This window comes from Nocardia aobensis NBRC 100429 (assembly GCF_000308375.1).
In the GTDB taxonomy this organism is placed as follows: domain Bacteria; phylum Actinomycetota; class Actinomycetes; order Mycobacteriales; family Mycobacteriaceae; genus Nocardia; species Nocardia aobensis.
Genome location: NZ_BAFQ01000066.1, coordinates 68,118 through 84,395, shown reverse-complemented (window position 1 = coordinate 84,395; position 16,278 = coordinate 68,118). Strand labels below are relative to the sequence as shown.

Here is a 16,278-nt window from a genome sequence, read left to right as displayed (position 1 = left end):
GCGCGTGACGGCCGCCGTCCGGCTAGCGGACGAAGTAGATCGTGGCGAACAACCCGATCCAGACGATGTCGACGAAGTGCCAGTAGTAGGAGACGACGATGGCCGCAGTGGCCTGGGCCGGCGTGAACTTACTGACCTTGGTGCGAATCAGCAGGAAGATGAACGCGATGAGACCGCCGATGACGTGCAGACCGTGGAAGCCGGTGGTGATGAAGAACACCGAGCCGTAGATGCTGCTCGAGATGGTGGTGCCCTCTTGGTACAGCGCGTGGTACTCGGTGCCCTGACCGGCCACGAAGAACGCGCCCATGAAGAAGGTGACCAGGTACCAGCGGCGCAGGCCGAAGACATCGCCGCGCTCGGCCGAGAACACACCCATCTGGCAGGTGAACGAGGAGGCGATCAGCACGGCCGTGACCGGCACGGCGAGCTTGAGGTTCAGCTCGGTCGGTTCCGGCGGCCAGTTGCCATGAGCCTGGGCACGAGCGACGAAGTACATGGCGAAGAGGCCGGCGAAGAACATCAGCTCGCTCGACAGCCAGATGATGGTTCCGACGCTGACCATGTTGGGCCGGTTCAGCGAATGCACACGCTGAGTAATGGCCGATCCTGGGGTCCCTACTGCGGTCGTCACGCCGGTAAGTATGACTCGTCGTAGTACGACAGGCGTAGCCGGGTGCGAATTCGGGGTGTCGGCCTCGGAATCGGCAGCGCGCGTGCGGGTCTGGGGGCCGGTGCGGCGTGTCCGGTGAATTCCCGGGTCGAGCACCGATGTCACCATGGTGACCAGCGGATATCGCGGGTATGCGATGCTGCGTCCGGGCGCGGAAGAAGGCGGGTGGAATGGGAATTCGATCGGTGTGGCAGCGGCTGTCGGGCCGGGGCGCGGCGACGGAATTGGATCCGGCACGAACGGATCTGGTGGTCGTTGTGTCCAGTTTCGACGATGCCGAAGCCTGCTCGAGCGCGCTGGACCGCGCGACCGCCTGGCGCGCCGACGAGCAGGCCCTGCTTCGTCATCATCTGCGCATCCCGGCCGCGGCCCGGGACGAGGTCGTGGACATCGCCGCCCAGGACGGCTACTCCCCCGCCGCACCGTCGGCGGCCGATGCCGAGACCGATGTCCCGCCGGACGATGCGGCCGACGGTCATATCGAATTGGTATTACAGCGGGTGCAGATCCTGGATGCGCTGCACTGTGCACAGGAACGTTCGCGGATGGCGGGATTGGCCCAGCGGCACGAGGGCACCGCGACGGGCTGGGATGCGCTTCAGCCGAGCGGATACAAAGAAATTGCCTCCGCCGATTAGGCTGCTAGCCGGGCGGCCACCGGCGATCCACGGCCTGCCCCCGCCCGCGCGGACGGCCGATGCGGGTGTCCGATCGCGAACGGGAGATGTGATGAGCGCGCGCAGCTGGCCCGAGATTCTCGGTGCCCTGACCGACGGGGTCGATCTGACCGCGGAGGAGGCGGCGTGGGCGATCGACGAGATCTTCTCCGACAACGCCACTCAGGCGCAGATCGCGGCCTTCGGCGTGGCCATCAAGATGAAAGGCCCCACCGCGATCGAGCTGTCCGGCCTCGCGACCGGCATGTTGAGCCATGCCCGGCGGGTCTCGCTCGATCTGGGCGCGGTCGACATCGTCGGCACCGGCGGCGACCGGTCCGGCACGGTCAATATCTCCACCATGTCCTCGATCGTGGTGTCCGCGGCGGGCATTCCGGTGGTGAAGCACGGTAACCGGGCGGCCTCGTCGAAGAGCGGCGGCGCGGACGTACTCGAGGCGCTGGGAGTGCGGATCGCGTTGAGCCCGGAGTCGGTGGCTCGGTGTGTGCGCGAGGTGGGCATCGGTTTCTGCTTCGCCCCGCTGTTTCATCCGGCGCTGCGGTTCGCCGGTCCGGCGCGCAAGGAGATCGGCATTCCGACGGTCTTCAACGTGCTGGGCCCGCTGACCAATCCGGCGCAGCCGAGCGCGGGCCTGATCGGCTGTGCGTTCGCCGAGCTCGTCCCGGTGATCGCCGGGGCGTTCGCCGAACGCGGCGCGAACGCCCTGGTGGTGCGCGGTAACGACGGCCTCGACGAGATCACCACCGCCGACACCACCGACGTGTGGGTCGTCGCCGCGGGTGAGAAGTACGAGACCGTCATCGACCCGACGCGCCTGGGCATCCCGCGCGTGGATCCGGCGGCGCTGCGCGGCGGCGACGCGACGGTGAACGCCGCGATCGCCCGCGACATGTTCGACGGCGCCCCGGGGCCGGTCCGCGACGCGGTCCTGCTCAATTCGGCCGCCGCGATCGTCGCCTTCGAGCTGACCCCCGAGACCGCCCGCACCGATATCCACGAGCTGCTGCGTCCCGCCCTGGAGCGGGCGGCCGCCTCGGTCGATTCGGGCGCCGCCACTCAACTCCTGGACCGCTGGGTGAAAATGAGCAACGAACTCGGCGAGTAAGAGCCGCACGCGACAATCCGGCCCGGCCTCACAGTGTTGCCCGGCCGACGTTGACGCCGCGACGGGAGCGGACCGAATTCCGCCCCGCCGCGGCCCACGCTCACCTCAGGTAGCGCACGATGCTTTCCGCGACGCACGCGGGCTTGTCCGCACCGTCCAGTTCGATGGTGACCGTCCGCACCGCCTGGATGCCGCCGGGGATCTCGGAGACCGAGTCCAGGTGGACGCGGGCACGGATGCGGCCGCCGGACGGGACCGGCGTGATGAAGCGAACCTTGTTGAGCCCGTAGTTGATTCCCATCGTGATGCCGCCCACCGTGGTCGCCTGGTTGGTCAGCGGCACCAGCAGCGACAGCGTGAGGAATCCGTGGGCGATGGTGTGCCCGTAGGGGCCCTGCGCGGCCTTCTCGGCGTCGACGTGGATCCACTGGTGGTCGCCGGTGGCGTCGGCGAAGGTATCGATGCGGTCCTGGTCGACCTGCAACCAGTCGCTGACACCGAGTTCGGTGCCCACGGCCGCGGCGAGGGCGTCCAGGTCTGCGAAATCGGTCATATCTCGTCCCTTTCGTGCTGCCGGGGCGTAAGCCGCCGGGTCACATGAAACGTTGTTTCAGTTCGCGTTTGAGGACCTTGTGCGTGGGCCCCAGCGGTAGCTCGGAGACGAACTCCACCCGCCGCGGATATTTGTACCGTGCCACATGCTCGCGGCCGTAGGCGATGACCTCTTCGGCGCTGATCTCACCGGCGGGCACGACGACCGCCACGATCTCCTCGCCGTAGTTCTCGTCCGGCACCCCGATCACCGCCACCTGCGCGATCGTCGGATGCCGCAGCAGCGCCTCCTCCACTTCGGTGGGGTAGACGTTGAATCCGCCGCGGATGATCATCTCCTTGATCCGGTCGACGATCCGCAGATAACCCTGCTCGTCGCGCACGCCGAGGTCGCCGGTGCGGAACCAGCCGTCGACCACGGCCCGCGCGCTCGCCTCCGGATTGCCGGTGTAGCCGCTGAACACGTTGTGCCCGCGCACCACCACCTCACCGACGCTGCCGGCCGGCAGCAATTCGATGCGGTCGCTGACGCCGGGATCGGCGATCTCCACGTCCACGCCCCAGACCGGATGCCCGACGGTGCCGGGCCGCGGTCCGAAGACCGGCTGATTCACCGCGGCCGTCGGTGAGGTCTCCGACAGCCCGTACCCCTCGAGGATCTGCGCGTCGAACACCTCCTCGAACCGTTCCAGCACCGGCAGCGGCAATGTCGCGCCACCGGAGATACACAGCCGCAGTGCGGGTAGTTCGTCGGCGTCGGCGGCCGCCTCGATCAGTCCGTGATACATCGTCGGGACACCGTGGAAGGTGTTCACCCGTTCGGTCACCATCAGCCGAATCGCCTCGGGCGCGGTGAATCTCGGCATCAGCACGAGCGTGGCACCGGCCCGCCAGGTGGAGTTCATCGAGACCGTCTGCCCGAACACGTGGAACAGCGGCAGTGCACCGAGGGCGATGTCGTCGCGGTGCACATCGTTGGCATCGAAGCTGTTCACGGTGGCGCACATGACCATATTGAGATGGCTCAGCTCCGCACCCTTGGGCCGGCCGGTGGTCCCGCTGGTGTAGAACACCACCGCCGTATCCAGTGGGGAACGCGGCACGAACAGCGCAATGGCCTCGCCCACAAGGCTTTCCGGGCGCAGGCAGGCGATTCCGACCCGCCGGGCCGCTTCCGCGCCGACCGATTCCACCTGCGGATGGCAGATCAGCAGCGTCGCCCCGCTGTCACGCAGAACGAATTCGGCCTCGTCGGCGGTGAGCAGCAGATGCACCGGCACCACCGTCGCCCCGGCCGCGAGGATCGCGTAGTAGGCGCGGGGAAATTCGGCCGTATTCGGGCACATGAGCGCGACCCGGTCCCCCGGCCGGATGCCGCGCTCGATCAGCGCGCCGGCCTGTTCCCTTGCCGCACGCCACAATTCGGCGAAGGTGAATCGCCGGTCGCCCTCGACGAGCGCGATGTGATCGGGGCGGCGTCGCGCCGGTTCGGCGAGGATGCTCGCCAGCGACAGCGTCGCGTTCACAGCCCCATATCCTTGGCGATGATCATCTTCATGACCTCGTTCGTCCCGCCGTAGATGCGATTGACCCGGTTGTCGGCATACAGCCGGGCGATCGGATATTCGTTGATGAATCCGTAGCCGCCGTGCAGCTGCAGACAGCGGTCGATGACCCGCGCGGCGACCTCGGTGCAGAACAGTTTCGCCGAGGCGGCGTCGGCGGCGCTCAGTTCACCGGCGTCGAGGGCGTCGAGGGCCCGATCCACCACGGCCTCGGCCGCGTCGACCTCGGCCTTGCAGGCGGCGAGTTCGAATTTGGTGTTCTGGAACGAGGCGACGGGTTTGCCGAAGACGTTGCGCTGCTGGGTGTATTCCTGCGCGAACCGCACCGCGGCCGCGGCCTGGGCATAGGCGCCGGCGGCGATGGAGAACCGCTCCTGGGGCAGATTCTGGCCGAGATAGGAGAAGCCTTTGTTCTCCTCGCCCAGCAGATCCTCGACGGGCACCCGGACGTCGGTGAAGTTCAACTCGGCGGTATCGGAGCTTCGCAGGCCCAGTTTGTCGAGTTTGCGGCCGATCGTGTAGCCCGGCGAGGTGGTGTCGACCACGAGCAGGGAGATGCCGAAGCGGCGGTCGTCCTCCCGGGGCGGGGCGGTGCGGGCGCAGACGATCACCCGGTCGGCGTTGACACCGCCGGTGATGAACGTCTTGGCGCCGTTGAGCACATAGTGCGTGCCGTCCTCGGAAAGTTTGGCGGTGGTGCGCATTCCGGCCAGATCCGAGCCGGTGCCGGGTTCGGTCATGGCGATGGCGAACATGATCTCACCGGCGGCGAATCCGGGCAGCCAGCGCTTTTTCTGCTCCTCGGTCGCGAGCTTCTTCAGATACGGCAGGCACAGCCCGACGTGCACACTGGAGCCGCCGAACGACACACCCGCCCGTGCCGTTTCCTCCATGAGGATCGCCTGGAACCGGAACGACTCGATGCCGGCGCCGCCGTATTCCTCGGGCACCTCGATACCGAAGACGCCCAATTCGGCCAGCTTGTAATAGAACTCGCGGGGCACGATGCCCGCCTCCAACCACGTGTCGTAGACCGGAGCCACTTCGGTCTCGACGAATTTGCGGATGGTGCCACGGAAGGCGTCGTGGTCTGCGGTGAAGCCTGTTCTGCGCATGATGTTCTCCTGGACGGGTTTCAGAGCCGACGGCCGCCGTCGACGTAAATGGTCTGGCCGGTGATGAAGGACGCCTCGTCGGAGGCGAGGAAGGCCACGGTGTTGGCGATGTCCTCGGGGCGGCCGACCCGGCGCACCGGCGTGATCTCGGCCGATTTCGCCTGCCACTCTTCGACACTCACGCCGACGCGGGCCGCGGTGGCGGCGGTCATCTCGGTGACGATGAAGCCGGGGGCCACCGCGTTGACGGTGATGCCGTAGGGGCCCAGTTCGATCGCCAGGGTGCGGGTGAGTCCCTGAATGCCCATCTTGGCGGCCGAGTAGTTGGCCTGCCCGCGGTTGCCGAGCGCCGAGACGCTGGAGGTGTTGACGATCTTGCCGTACCGGCGGGCGACCATATGCCGTTGTGCCGCACGCGAACACAGGAACGCACCGCGCAGGTGGACCGACATCACGGTGTCCCAGTCGTCGGCCGACATCTTGAACAGCAGATTGTCGCGCAGCACGCCGGCGTTGTTGACCAGGATGTCGAGCGACCCCAGTTCCGCGGCGACACGATCGAAGGCGGAGTCGACGCTCGCCTCGTCGGTGACATCGCAGGCCAGCGGGACGGCCACGCCGCCGGACGCGACGATCTCGTCCGCGGTTGTCTTGCAGGCGTTCTCGTCGAGGTCGGCGATGGCGACGGCCGCCCCGTCGGCGGCCAGCCGGGCCGCGGTGGCCGCGCCGATGCCCCGGGCGGCCCCGGTCACCACGGCCACTCTGCGCTGATCTGTCATCGAATTCTCTCCTCGCAATCGGTTGTCACACGAAGGCGTTCACGCCGGTGAGGGCGCGGCCGATGAGTAGTTTCTGGATCTGGCTGGTGCCTTCGTAGAGGGTGAGCACCCGCGCATCGCGGAGATACTTCGACACCGGGTACTCGTCGATGTACCCGTAGCCGCCGAAGACCTGGATGGCGTTGTTCGCCGCCTTCACCGCGGCCTCGCTGGCGAACAGCTTCGCCACCGACGCCTCGGTGCCGAACGGCCGGCCGCGCTCGACCAGGTCGGCGACCCGCCAGGCCAGCAGCCGCGCGGCCTCCACGTCCACGGCGATATCGGCGATCAACTCCTGGACCAGCTGGTAGGAGGCGATCGGTTTGCCGAACTGTTCGCGTTCTCCGGCGTAGCGCACGGCGGCCTCGAGACAGGCGCGGGCCACACCGACGCATCCGGCGGCCACGCCCATGCGCCCCTTGTCGAGGGCGGCCATCGCGATCCGGAAGCCTTGCCCCTCGCCGCCGAGTCGCGCCGAGTCCGGCACCCGCACTCCGTCGAGCACGATTTCCGCGGTGGCCTGGCCACGCAGGCCGAGCTTGCCCTTGATCTCGGTGCGGCCGAAACCCGATGCGTCCGTGGGCACGAGGAAGGCGGTGACCCCCTTGGGCCCCGGTTGGCCGGTGCGGGCGAAGATCAGCGCGATATCGGCCCAGGTGCCGTTGGTGATGAACATCTTGGTGCCGGTGAGCACCCAGTCCTCGCCGTCGCGGACCGCGCGGGTGGTCAGATTCGCCGCGTCGGATCCGGTGCCCGGTTCGGTGAGGCCGAAGCAGCCCAGTGACTCCCCCGCGCACAGGCGCGGCAGCCAGTCCTGTTTCTGCTGTTCGCTGCCGTAGGTCTCGAGCGATTTGCCGACCAGGCCGAGCGAGACCGAGACGATGCCGCGCACCGAGCTGTCGCCGCGGCCGAGTTCTTCGAGCAGCAGGCAGTACGACAGCGCGTCGCCGCCCGAACCGCCGTGTTCCTCCGGGATCTCGATGCCGAGAAAGCCCATGTCACCGAGCTTGCGCACGATCGCGGTATCCACCGATTCGGCGCGGTCCCAGGCCGCGGCATAGGGCACGACCTCCTTCTCGACCCACGCGCGGGCGACCTCGCGCAGCTCGCGGTGGGCATCGCCGAGTTCCAGATCCATGACGGGAAAACTCCTAACCGAACGTTGTTAGGTATCTACCGCCACGATAAACTAACACTGTTCGGATGTTCAAGGCCCCGGTCCCGGACGGTGTAGGTTGACTCGGCACGGATCGGTGTCGCGGCGAAGGAGGTGGCGAGGATGCCCCGGCCACGGGTACCGCTACTGAGTCGCGAACGCATCCGCGAGACGGCACTGGAATTGATCGACCGCGACGGACTACCCGAGCTCTCGATGCGGAAACTGGCCGCCGAACTGGGCGTTCAGGCGGCCTCGCTGTACGGCCACTATCCCACCAAGGACGATCTGCTCGACGATATCGCCGCCGGCATCATGTCCCATGTGGACGCCTCGGCCTTCGAGACCGCCGACTGGCGCACCGGCCTCGTCTCGTGGGCGCGTTCCTACCGCGCGGCCCTGGTCCGCCACCCCAACTTCGTCCCCTACCTGGCCTCCGGCCCCGGTAAGCGGGAGGAGAATCTGCGCGCGGCAGACGCCGTGCACGGCGGCCTGGTCGGCGCCGGGTGGCCACCCCGCCAGGCCACCATGATCGGGGCGGCTACCCGGTATGTGGTGATGGGCTCGACCATCGGCTCGTTCTCCCGCGGCTTCGTCGACGACGTCCAGGTCTATCGCGACCGTTACCCGCACCTGGAACAGGCGCACCTGCTGCGCGCCAAGGCCGACGAAATCGACTCGGAGAGTTTCGAATTGGCGCTGGAATCGTTTGTGACCGGGCTGGAGATCCGCTTCGCCGCCATCCAGCAGCGCCGCGCCCGGCGGCGCGAGAAATCCACCGAGGGCTGACACGGCTCAGACGGCAGAAAACGCCGCGGGCCGGCTCGGACAGTGATTCCGAGCCGGCCCGCGGCGGGTACAGCGATCTCAGAGATCGGCGAAGACCGACCTGACCTCGTCCTCGGTCAGCCCGTAGTCGGCCAGCGAATACTTGTGGGCGGGTTTGCGATCGCCCGATTTGCTCTCCTCGTCGAGGGCCTGCATGGCATTGCGGGCGGGTTCGGTGTAATCCAGCCCGAAGGTCGAGTAGATCTTCTCGACCGTGCCGAACGGGTCCGCCCGCAGATCCTCGAATTGCACGTCGAGGAACTGGCCGGGGTTGTAACGCTTACGCGCGGAATTGAATTCGCGCAGGCCTCGTGACCACAACTCCAGCTGGGTGCGGCCGATCGTCTCGCCGGTGAAGGTGTTCGACCAGCCCTTGGTGGCCTGTTCGGACAGGCTGCACGAGGAACCGACGATGGTCACCGGGTCGCGGTGGGTCTGGATGATCAGCGCGTCGGGGTAGACCTCCATCAGCGCGTCCAGTGCGAACAGGTGGCTGGGGTTCTTCAGCACCCAGCCCCTGGAATCACCGAGGCCGATCAACTGCAGATTGCGCTTGTGCCGCTCATAGGCGTTGGTCCAGTCCTGCTTCTGCAACCACTGCGAGTAGGTCGGCAGGTAGGCCAGCGATTCGTAGGCGATGGACTTCACCGTCTGGCGCAGCAGCTGCCAGCATTCCTCCACCTCGGCGGCACTCATGTAGTGCAGGCCCATGAATTCCGGATTGTCGATGTGATGCTGCGCGAAACCGGCGTCGATCTGCTGGAACACCGGATTGTCGGCCCAGGTCTCACGCGGCGGGCGCGGCTGCGGCAATTCGGCCAGCCACATCTCCAGCGCCTGATGCTGCGGGTCGGCGGCCAGCAGCCGGTGCAACGCGGTGGTGCCGGTGCGGGGCAGGCCGGTGACGAAGATCGGCCGCTGGATCGCGGTTTCGGCGTACCCGGGGTTCGCGTTCCAGGACGCCTCGCTCAGCGCCCGCGCGACCAGTGCGCCGCGCAGGAAATAGCGGTTCATCTTGGAACCGAGTTCGGTGAGGTCGGCGTCGCGCCGATACGAGTCGAGCAGCACACCGAGCGCCTCGGTGTAGTCGTCGGGGCCGAAATCGGTGAGGCCGCACGCCTTGGTAGCGGATGCGTGCAGATCCTCGACGGTGCCGACGTTGGTACGAGCGGTCATGAAATTCTGTTCCTCACACGTGGTATTCGCCACAGTTGACGTCCAGGGTCTGGCCGGTGATGGCACTGGCCCAGTCAGACGCGAGAAACACCACGGCTTTGGCGATCTCGTCCGGTTCCGGCAGTCGCTTCAGATCCGACCGGGAGGCGGTCTGCTCGTACACCTGGTCGACGGTGATGCCGTATTTCTTGGCGACCTCACCGAAATACCACTTCAGCTGATCGGCCCAGATGTAGCCGGGCGCCACACTGTTGACCCGAATCCCCTTGGCGCCCAGTTCGGTTGCCAGCGTCTGCGACATCGCCAGCAGCGCCGATTTGGCGACCTTGTAGCTGCCGTAGCGCGGTTCGGAGTGCCGCAGCACCGACGAATTGATCATCACCACCGCGCCGCGGGTCTTGGCGAGTTCGTCGGTGAAGGCCTGGGTCGCGCGCAGCGTGCCCAGTACGGTCAGCTCGAGACTGTCGCTGATCTGCTGAAAGTCCGTGCGCGCCAGCGATTTCATCGACGGCATCGCGAATGCGTTGTTGACCAGCGCGTCGACCTGGCCGAAGGTCTCGACCGTGCGCTCGACCAGATTCGCCACCGCGGCATCGTCGGTGATGTCGGTCGGCACGACCAGGCTCGTCCCGCCCGCGCCGTCGATCTCGTCGGCCACCTCCCGCAGCCGCGATTCGGTGCGTGCGGCCAGCACCACCTTGGCGCCGGCCGCGGCCGCCTGCACGCACAGGGCGCGGCCCAGCCCGGGGCCGACGCCGCTGATCACGACCACCTTGTCGGCCAGCAGGCCACCTGCGGCGCTCATCCGAGCATCCGATCGGCGAAACCGCGCTGGCGGTCGGCGATGCGGGTCCGCCAGCCCTGCTCATCGATGCGGTTGAGGTCGTAGTGCGGCAGCTGCGCCGCCACCTCGTCGAACGGCACCAGCGCGAACTGCGGTCCGTCCGCCGGGGTCATCTCACGAGCGACGCGCTGCCAGCGGAACTGCAGGATGCCGCGGCGGCGTCCGGTGGTCTCGATCCAATTGGCGATGCCCGGATTGCGCGCCGAGACCACCATGCGGATCATCCCGTCCGGATCGACCTGGGCCTGTGCGCTGTTGAGGCTGGTCTGGTGGTTGACGTAGTCGAGGGAGATGTACCACCGGCTGCCGAGCTGGAATCCCTGATACGGCGCATCGGATTTCGGCACCGTGATCACCAGTGCCTGGTCGTCGTCGAGATCGAAGTGGCCGACCGAGGAGTACTGCGTGCTGAGCCCGCCCGGGGTCAGCCGCGGTTCGGTGAGGGTGTTCACCGGCAGGTCGAGATAGAACCACTTGGGGAAGTTGAACCAGGTGTGGATGCGCTGCACCAGCGCCCGCGCCGCGGCACGATACCGCTTGCGCAACTGTTCGACACCGGGTTCGGGCGCCGCGGTACCGACGGTGTCGAGGCGCTCGATGCGGATACTGCCCTTCGTCTCCGCGTTCCAGTCGCCGTAGACCTCGCGCACCGCCAGCATCGAGGCGCCCTCACCGAGAACGAAATAGTTCGGCCCGGCATCGGCTTTCGGCGGCCCGAAGCGGAGCTGATAGCTGCCGTCCGCGGCGATCTGCAGGCGGCGGTCGTCGAAGGCGTCGTCGCCGTTGGGCACGTCGGTGGCGGTGTAGTCGCCGCGCAGCACCTGGAAGCTGAGGTCGACGGTGCTGCCGCGGACACCGGTGAGCAGATATTCCGCGCCCGGCTCGACATTGGCGTGGTAGTAGAGCGTATCCGGGTTGTCCAGACCCATTTTCGCGTGCGGGCCGGTGGAGCTCACGAAGTACGGGTGGCTGCTGCCGTGCGTACCCGAGAGCTGCAGGCAGGCGGCGATACTGCCGGCGAGGTAGTCGTAGCCCTCGGCGAGATCCTTCTCGTCGTGGATGAAATCCGCTGCCGCGATCAGCTTCTCGGCCTCGGCGATCGCCGCGGTGAACGGTTCGGTCAGGGGAGCGCCGCCGCCCGGAAGTCCATTTCCGGTGGCGGTATCGGTTCCCGGTGACGATCCTGTCGATGTACTCATGTCGTCCTAGCGTGTTGTGCGGGCGGTACTGCGGTTCACAGTCTCAGTTCGCGGCGGATCAGCGCGGCGATTTCGGCGGGTGAGCCGTGGTCGGGGGTGATCACGAGCTGGGCGTGTTCGGGACGTTCGTAGGGTGAGTCGATCCCGGTGAACTCCGGCAGCCGGCCCGCGCGGGCCTTGGCGTACAAGCCCTTCGGATCGCGGCGCTCACACACCTCCAGCGGTGTGTCGACGAAGATCTCGTGGAAGTCCAGGCCGCTCGCGGCGTGCACCCCGCGCGCCTGTTCGCGCTGGTCGGCGAACGGGCTGATCACCGAGACGATGGCGATCAGACCGGCGTCGGCGAACAGCGAGGCGACCTGGGCCACCCGGCGGATGTTCTCGCGCCGGTCGTCGTCGGTGAAACCGAGGTCGGCGTTGAGCCCGTGCCGCAGATTGTCGCCGTCGAGCCGGTAGGCCGGGCGGCCGGCGGCCACCAGCTGGCGCTCCAATTCCACGGCGATAGTGGACTTTCCGGAGCCGGACAGACCGGTCAGCCACACCGTCGCACCGGCGTGCGGGCGCTCGCCGCGTCCCACCGACGAGCTGTGCCAGACGACGTCCGCACGCACCACCGCGGGTGCGGCCGAGACGTCGGGCACGGACTCCGGTCCGGTGTCGCGGGCCAGGATCATCCCGGCAGCCACGGTCTGGTCGGTGTCCTCGTCGACGAGGATGAAACTGCCGGTGCGGCGATTGTCGCGGTAGCTGTCGACCATCAGCGGACGCTGGCTGCGCAGGGTGAGGCGGCCGATGTCGTTGAGCGCCAGGGCTTCCGCGTCGGCGACCCGGTGCAGGGTGTTGACGTCGAGCCGGTAGTCGAGTTCGTGGACCTGGACGCGGGTGGTCTGGGCGGCGGTGCGGATCGTGTAGCGAGCACCGGGCCGCAGTTCGGTGGTCTCGGAGAACCAGCACACCATGGCGTCGACCTCACCGGCGATATGCGGCCGGTTTCCGGGACGGGCCAGCATATCTCCGCGCCCGACGTCGACCTCGTCGTCGAGTTCCACCGAGACCGCCATCCCGGTGAACCCCTCGTCCACCTTCACCCCGCCCGGCCCCCAGATCCGCGCGACCCGCGACGAGCGCCCGGACGGCAGCACGACCACCTCGTCGCCGGGTTTGAAGATGCCGCCCGCGATGGTTCCGGCATAGGTGCGATGCCCGGCCCCGCCGGCGGCGGCGTCGGCGGCGTGCGGGCGAATCACGTACTGCACCGGCAGCCGCGCGTCGATCAGATTGCGGTCCGAGGCGATATGCACCTGTTCGAGGTGGCTCAGCAGCGGCGGGCCGGCGAACCACGGCGTATGCGCGGAATCGGTGACCACGTTGTCGCCGTGCAGCGCCGAGACCGGCACGAAACTCAGGTCGCCGACGGTCAGCTTCGCCGCGAAATCGGCGAATTCCTCGCGGATCTCCTCGAACCGCGCGGCCGACCAGTCCACCAGATCCATCTTGTTCACACACACCACCAGGTGCGGCACCCCGAGCAGCGAGGCCAGGAACGCATGCCGGCGGGTCTGCTCGACCACGCCCTTGCGCGCGTCGACCAGAATCAACGCCAGATCGGCCGTGGAGGCGCCGGTCACCATATTGCGCGTGTACTGCACGTGGCCCGGGGTGTCGGCGATGATGAACTTGCGGCGCGGCGTGGTGAAGTAGCGGTAGGCCACGTCGATGGTGATGCCCTGCTCCCGCTCGGCGCGCAGGCCGTCGGTCACCAGCGCCAGATCCGTTGCGGCATCGCCACGTTGGGCGCTGGCCCGTTCGATGGCGGCCAGCTGATCGGAGAACAGGTTCTTGGAGTCGTAGAGCAGGCGGCCGATGAGGGTGGACTTGCCGTCGTCGACGCTGCCGGCCGTCGCGAGACGTAACAGATTGCGGCTCATCAGAAGTAGCCCTCCCGCTTGCGGTCTTCCATCCCGGATTCGGAGATGCGGTCGTCGGCGCGGGTGGCGCCGCGTTCGGTGAGCCGGGTGATCGCGGTTTCGGCGATCACGGCCGCCGGATCGGCGGCCTCGCTCTCGATACATCCGGTGCAGGTGGCATCGCCGACGGTGCGGAACCGGACCGTCGTCTCGAACACCTTCTCGTCCGCGCCCGGAGTCAGGAAGGGATTGGCAGCCAGCAGCATTCCGTCACGCCGGAAGACCGGGCGGCGGTGCGCGTAGTACAGCGGGGGCAGTTCCACCGCCTCGCGGTCGATGTACTCCCAGATGTCGAGTTCGGTCCAGTTCGACAGCGGGAACACCCGGATGTGCTGTCCCGCACGGTGTTTGCCGTTGTAGAGGTTCCACACCTCCGGGCGCTGCGCCCGCGGCTCCCAGGCACCGAATTCGTCGCGGAAACTGAACACCCGCTCCTTGGCGCGCGCCTTCTCCTCGTCGCGCCGCGCCCCGCCGAACACGGCGTCGAAGCGATGTTCGGCGATCGCACGCAGCAATGTGGTGGTCTGCAACCGATTCCGGCTCTCCCCCGGGCGTTCGATCACCCGCCCGGCGTCGATATCGTCCTGCACCCGCGCCACCAGCAGCCGCGCACCGAGCCTGGCCGCCGTGCGATCGCGGAAGTCGATCACCTCGTCGAAGTTGTGCCCGGTGTCGACGTGCAGCAGCGCGAACGGCAGCGCCGCCGGCCAGAACGCCTTCCGCGCCAACTCCAGCATCACCGCCGAGTCCTTACCGCCGGAGAACAACAGCACCGGCCGTTCGAAGGTGGCCGCCACCTCCCGGAAGATGTGCACCGATTCGGCCTCGAGGGCCGACAGATGCGACAGCTCGTATCCCGTCCGCATCACATTCGCCTTGTCCGCATCGCTCGCACCGCTTCCCCGAATCCGAAATCTCGACCACTTCCGGGTTGCGATGTCGAATATTCGACGCTATTGTTCGATATTGTGACACCGACGATAAGCGGATGCGGGTGCGTCGGTCAAGGGGCTGTCGCCCCCGCGCGGATTTCGCCGCCCACCCGGCCGCCCTACCGGCGCGGCGTCGCTGCGTCGACCGGCCGCGGGAGCGGATGGTGAGCCCCTGCGCTCCACGGCACCGGTGATCTCGGACTTCGGCGTGGCCATTGCACGCCGCGGCGAGCACCGTGCCGAGATGGCCCCCACCCCAGAGCGCGGAGCCAACAGGAAGGTCGCCGTATCCGGAAGCTCCGACATTCGCTACCCGCCCGCCGCGCCCCGATGTCGACCGGACCGAACGCAGCCACCGCACTCGAAGGAGCGCGGCTGCGGCGACCGGTACGGTGAGCGGCGGTGTGGCCCGTCACCGTCGAGTGCGGCGCGATCACCGGCCGCATGGATCGACCTATCGACCAGGAAAGGGCGCCATGTCCGAGGGCACCGACATCGCTACTCCCGCCGCCTCCGCGGGATCACCACCCACGCATCGGGTGGTGCGGGTGATCGAACTGCTGTCGCGCCGTCCCGCCGAGCACTTGTCGCTGGCGCGGATCGTGCGCGAGACCGGACTCTCCCGGGCGACGGCACATGCGGTGCTGACCCAGCTCACGGCCGACGGCTGGACCGTGCGCGATCTCGACGGCAACTATGGCCTGGGGATGGGGCTGCTCGCCGTCGCACGCCGTGCGGAGGCGGCGTTCCCGCTGCGCCGGCTGGCCGCCGATCTCCTGCGGGAATTCGTTGCCGAACAGGGCTTTCCGGTCTTCCTGGCCGAGCGCGACGACGGGTCGATCATCATCACCGAGGTCGCCGGGACTCCCTCGGTGCCGTGGATCCGGCAGGGCCGCCGCCTGCCCCTCGCACCGCCGGTCGCGCGCGAATTCATCGCCTGGGCACCCGCTTCCGAACGCACCACCTGGATCGACCACGCCGACCCCGCCCATCGCGAACGCCTGCTCGCGGTACTCGACGCCGTCCGCGCCCGCGGCTACTCCGTCGAACGCCTCGCCGACGAATCCGCGCCCATCCTCGAAGCCCTTGCCGCCCTGCGCAACTCACCGGTCACCGACCCGCTCCGCAACCGCCTGGGCAGCATGATCACCGACCTGATCACCATCGACTACCTCCCCGACGAACTCGGCGCCGAGAACGCCGTAGTCACCGTCGCCGCCCCCATCTTCGCCGGCGACCGCGTCATCGCCGCCGTAGTCGCCTGCCCCGACACCCGCCTCTCCGCCCAGCACCTCACCAACCTCGGCGCCGCCATCACGGCCACCGCAGAAAAGATCACCCGAATCGCCACCGGCGCCTGATCGGCGGCTTGCCGGTGTCCGAGCACAGAAACGCCCAGCGACCCCAACCGTCGTCCGCCACCGACGGTCCACACCAGCTCCTCAACCCACGGCGTCCTCGCCATCCCGTGCCCCGGCGGACGTTCAGCATTGCGCGACAATGACATCGGCCCGCCACGAACCCGAGCGCGTCCTTGACCGAGCGTCGCCGATACCGCAGCCGTCGGTCGGCCGGCACCTTACCGACCTCGGCGACGAGATCACGGCAACCGTTGGTCGGATCCGCGAACCACCATCAGCACTCGATCGACCGGCTCGGCGTGCCCGAGCA

At 67.9% G+C, this 16,278-nt stretch carries 15 protein-coding genes; 4 read left to right on the top strand and 11 right to left on the bottom strand.

Going from position 1 to position 16,278, the window contains the following annotated elements:
- Positions 1–22 precede the first annotated feature (22 nt).
- The gene (gene ctaE, locus RJ03_RS09315; RefSeq protein ID WP_062999114.1) at positions 23–634 is read right to left on the bottom strand and encodes an aa3-type cytochrome oxidase subunit III; all 612 of its coding nucleotides are present in this window, start codon (positions 632–634) and stop codon (positions 23–25) included.
- A gap of 209 nt (positions 635–843) precedes the next feature.
- Here ctaE and RJ03_RS09310 point away from each other — a divergent pair, with 209 nt between their 5' ends.
- Positions 844–1,311 carry a hypothetical protein gene (locus tag RJ03_RS09310; protein ID WP_036500212.1) on the top strand — a complete coding sequence of 156 codons (468 nt, stop codon included), beginning with the start codon at positions 844–846 and terminating at the stop codon, positions 1,309–1,311.
- A gap of 91 nt (positions 1,312–1,402) precedes the next feature.
- Positions 1,403–2,455: an anthranilate phosphoribosyltransferase gene (gene trpD, locus RJ03_RS09305; protein ID WP_036500211.1), complete on the top strand. Its 1,053-nt coding sequence runs from the start codon at positions 1,403–1,405 to the stop codon at positions 2,453–2,455.
- A gap of 100 nt (positions 2,456–2,555) precedes the next feature.
- Here trpD and RJ03_RS09300 read toward each other — a convergent pair whose 3' ends face one another.
- Genes RJ03_RS09300 through RJ03_RS09280 form a run of 5 tightly spaced genes read right to left on the bottom strand, consistent with a single transcriptional unit; the run spans position 2,556 to position 7,643 of the window.
- A complete protein-coding gene (locus tag RJ03_RS09300) occupies positions 2,556–3,008 on the bottom strand; it encodes a MaoC family dehydratase (RefSeq protein WP_036500209.1) in 453 nt (150 codons plus the stop codon).
- A gap of 40 nt (positions 3,009–3,048) precedes the next feature.
- Complete coding sequence (locus tag RJ03_RS09295; protein ID WP_036500208.1) at positions 3,049–4,533, bottom strand: long-chain-fatty-acid--CoA ligase; 1,485 nt, start codon at positions 4,531–4,533, stop codon at positions 3,049–3,051.
- A complete protein-coding gene (locus RJ03_RS09290; protein WP_036500206.1) occupies positions 4,530–5,687 on the bottom strand; it encodes an acyl-CoA dehydrogenase family protein in 1,158 nt (385 codons plus the stop codon). Before RJ03_RS09290 ends, RJ03_RS09295 begins: the two co-directional genes overlap by 4 nt.
- 20 nt (positions 5,688–5,707) lie before the next feature.
- Entirely contained in the window at positions 5,708–6,466 is a 759-nt protein-coding gene (gene fabG / locus RJ03_RS09285) for a 3-oxoacyl-ACP reductase FabG (protein ID WP_036500203.1), read from the bottom strand.
- A gap of 25 nt (positions 6,467–6,491) precedes the next feature.
- Complete coding sequence (locus RJ03_RS09280; protein WP_036500200.1) at positions 6,492–7,643, bottom strand: acyl-CoA dehydrogenase family protein; 1,152 nt, start codon at positions 7,641–7,643, stop codon at positions 6,492–6,494.
- A 141-nt stretch (positions 7,644–7,784) separates the two neighbouring features.
- On the opposite strand from RJ03_RS09280, the gene RJ03_RS09275 reads away from it, so the two are divergent.
- Positions 7,785–8,450 carry a TetR/AcrR family transcriptional regulator gene (locus RJ03_RS09275; protein ID WP_036500199.1) on the top strand — a complete coding sequence of 222 codons (666 nt, stop codon included), beginning with the start codon at positions 7,785–7,787 and terminating at the stop codon, positions 8,448–8,450.
- Positions 8,451–8,528: 78 nt separating this feature from the next.
- Here RJ03_RS09275 and RJ03_RS09270 read toward each other — a convergent pair whose 3' ends face one another.
- The 5 genes from RJ03_RS09270 to cysD are packed head-to-tail and all read right to left on the bottom strand — an operon-like array spanning position 8,529 to position 14,541.
- The gene (locus RJ03_RS09270) at positions 8,529–9,665 is read right to left on the bottom strand and encodes a sulfotransferase family protein (protein WP_036500301.1); all 1,137 of its coding nucleotides are present in this window, start codon (positions 9,663–9,665) and stop codon (positions 8,529–8,531) included.
- Between the two features lie 13 nt (positions 9,666–9,678).
- Positions 9,679–10,470 carry an SDR family oxidoreductase gene (locus tag RJ03_RS09265; RefSeq protein ID WP_036500197.1) on the bottom strand — a complete coding sequence of 264 codons (792 nt, stop codon included), beginning with the start codon at positions 10,468–10,470 and terminating at the stop codon, positions 9,679–9,681.
- A complete protein-coding gene (locus RJ03_RS09260; protein ID WP_036500196.1) occupies positions 10,467–11,708 on the bottom strand; it encodes a hypothetical protein in 1,242 nt (413 codons plus the stop codon). Before RJ03_RS09260 ends, RJ03_RS09265 begins: the two co-directional genes overlap by 4 nt.
- 35 nt (positions 11,709–11,743) lie before the next feature.
- Positions 11,744–13,636, bottom strand: a complete 1,893-nt coding sequence (cysC, locus tag RJ03_RS09255) for an adenylyl-sulfate kinase (protein ID WP_051024488.1) — start codon at positions 13,634–13,636, stop codon at positions 11,744–11,746.
- On the bottom strand, positions 13,636–14,541 hold the full coding sequence (cysD, locus tag RJ03_RS09250; protein WP_036500296.1) for a sulfate adenylyltransferase subunit CysD: 906 nt from the start codon (positions 14,539–14,541) through the stop codon (positions 13,636–13,638). The genes cysC and cysD overlap by 1 nt, the downstream gene beginning before the upstream one ends.
- A gap of 542 nt (positions 14,542–15,083) precedes the next feature.
- On the opposite strand from cysD, the gene RJ03_RS09245 reads away from it, so the two are divergent.
- Entirely contained in the window at positions 15,084–15,968 is an 885-nt protein-coding gene (locus RJ03_RS09245; RefSeq protein ID WP_036500194.1) for an IclR family transcriptional regulator, read from the top strand.
- Positions 15,969–16,278 lie beyond the last annotated feature (310 nt).

Bases quoted from the DNA above. Each gene is read 5' to 3' on its own strand.
- RJ03_RS09290 (WP_036500206.1), bottom strand. From the start codon at position 5,687: ATGCGCAGAACAGGCTTCACCGCAGACCACGACGCCTTCCGTGGCACC.
- fabG (WP_036500203.1), bottom strand. From the start codon at position 6,466: ATGACAGATCAGCGCAGAGTGGCCGTGGTGACCGGGGCCGCCCGGGGC.
- RJ03_RS09260 (WP_036500196.1), bottom strand. From the start codon at position 11,708: ATGAGTACATCGACAGGATCGTCACCGGGAACCGATACCGCCACCGGA.
- cysC (WP_051024488.1), bottom strand. From the start codon at position 13,636: ATGAGCCGCAATCTGTTACGTCTCGCGACGGCCGGCAGCGTCGACGAC.
- RJ03_RS09275 (WP_036500199.1), top strand. From the start codon at position 7,785: ATGCCCCGGCCACGGGTACCGCTACTGAGTCGCGAACGCATCCGCGAG.
- RJ03_RS09265 (WP_036500197.1), bottom strand. From the start codon at position 10,470: ATGAGCGCCGCAGGTGGCCTGCTGGCCGACAAGGTGGTCGTGATCAGC.
- RJ03_RS09245 (WP_036500194.1), top strand. From the start codon at position 15,084: ATGTCCGAGGGCACCGACATCGCTACTCCCGCCGCCTCCGCGGGATCA.
- cysD (WP_036500296.1), bottom strand. From the start codon at position 14,541: ATGCGGACGGGATACGAGCTGTCGCATCTGTCGGCCCTCGAGGCCGAA.
- RJ03_RS09310 (WP_036500212.1), top strand. From the start codon at position 844: ATGGGAATTCGATCGGTGTGGCAGCGGCTGTCGGGCCGGGGCGCGGCG.
- RJ03_RS09300 (WP_036500209.1), bottom strand. From the start codon at position 3,008: ATGACCGATTTCGCAGACCTGGACGCCCTCGCCGCGGCCGTGGGCACC.
- RJ03_RS09270 (WP_036500301.1), bottom strand. From the start codon at position 9,665: ATGACCGCTCGTACCAACGTCGGCACCGTCGAGGATCTGCACGCATCC.
- trpD (WP_036500211.1), top strand. From the start codon at position 1,403: ATGAGCGCGCGCAGCTGGCCCGAGATTCTCGGTGCCCTGACCGACGGG.
- RJ03_RS09280 (WP_036500200.1), bottom strand. From the start codon at position 7,643: ATGGATCTGGAACTCGGCGATGCCCACCGCGAGCTGCGCGAGGTCGCC.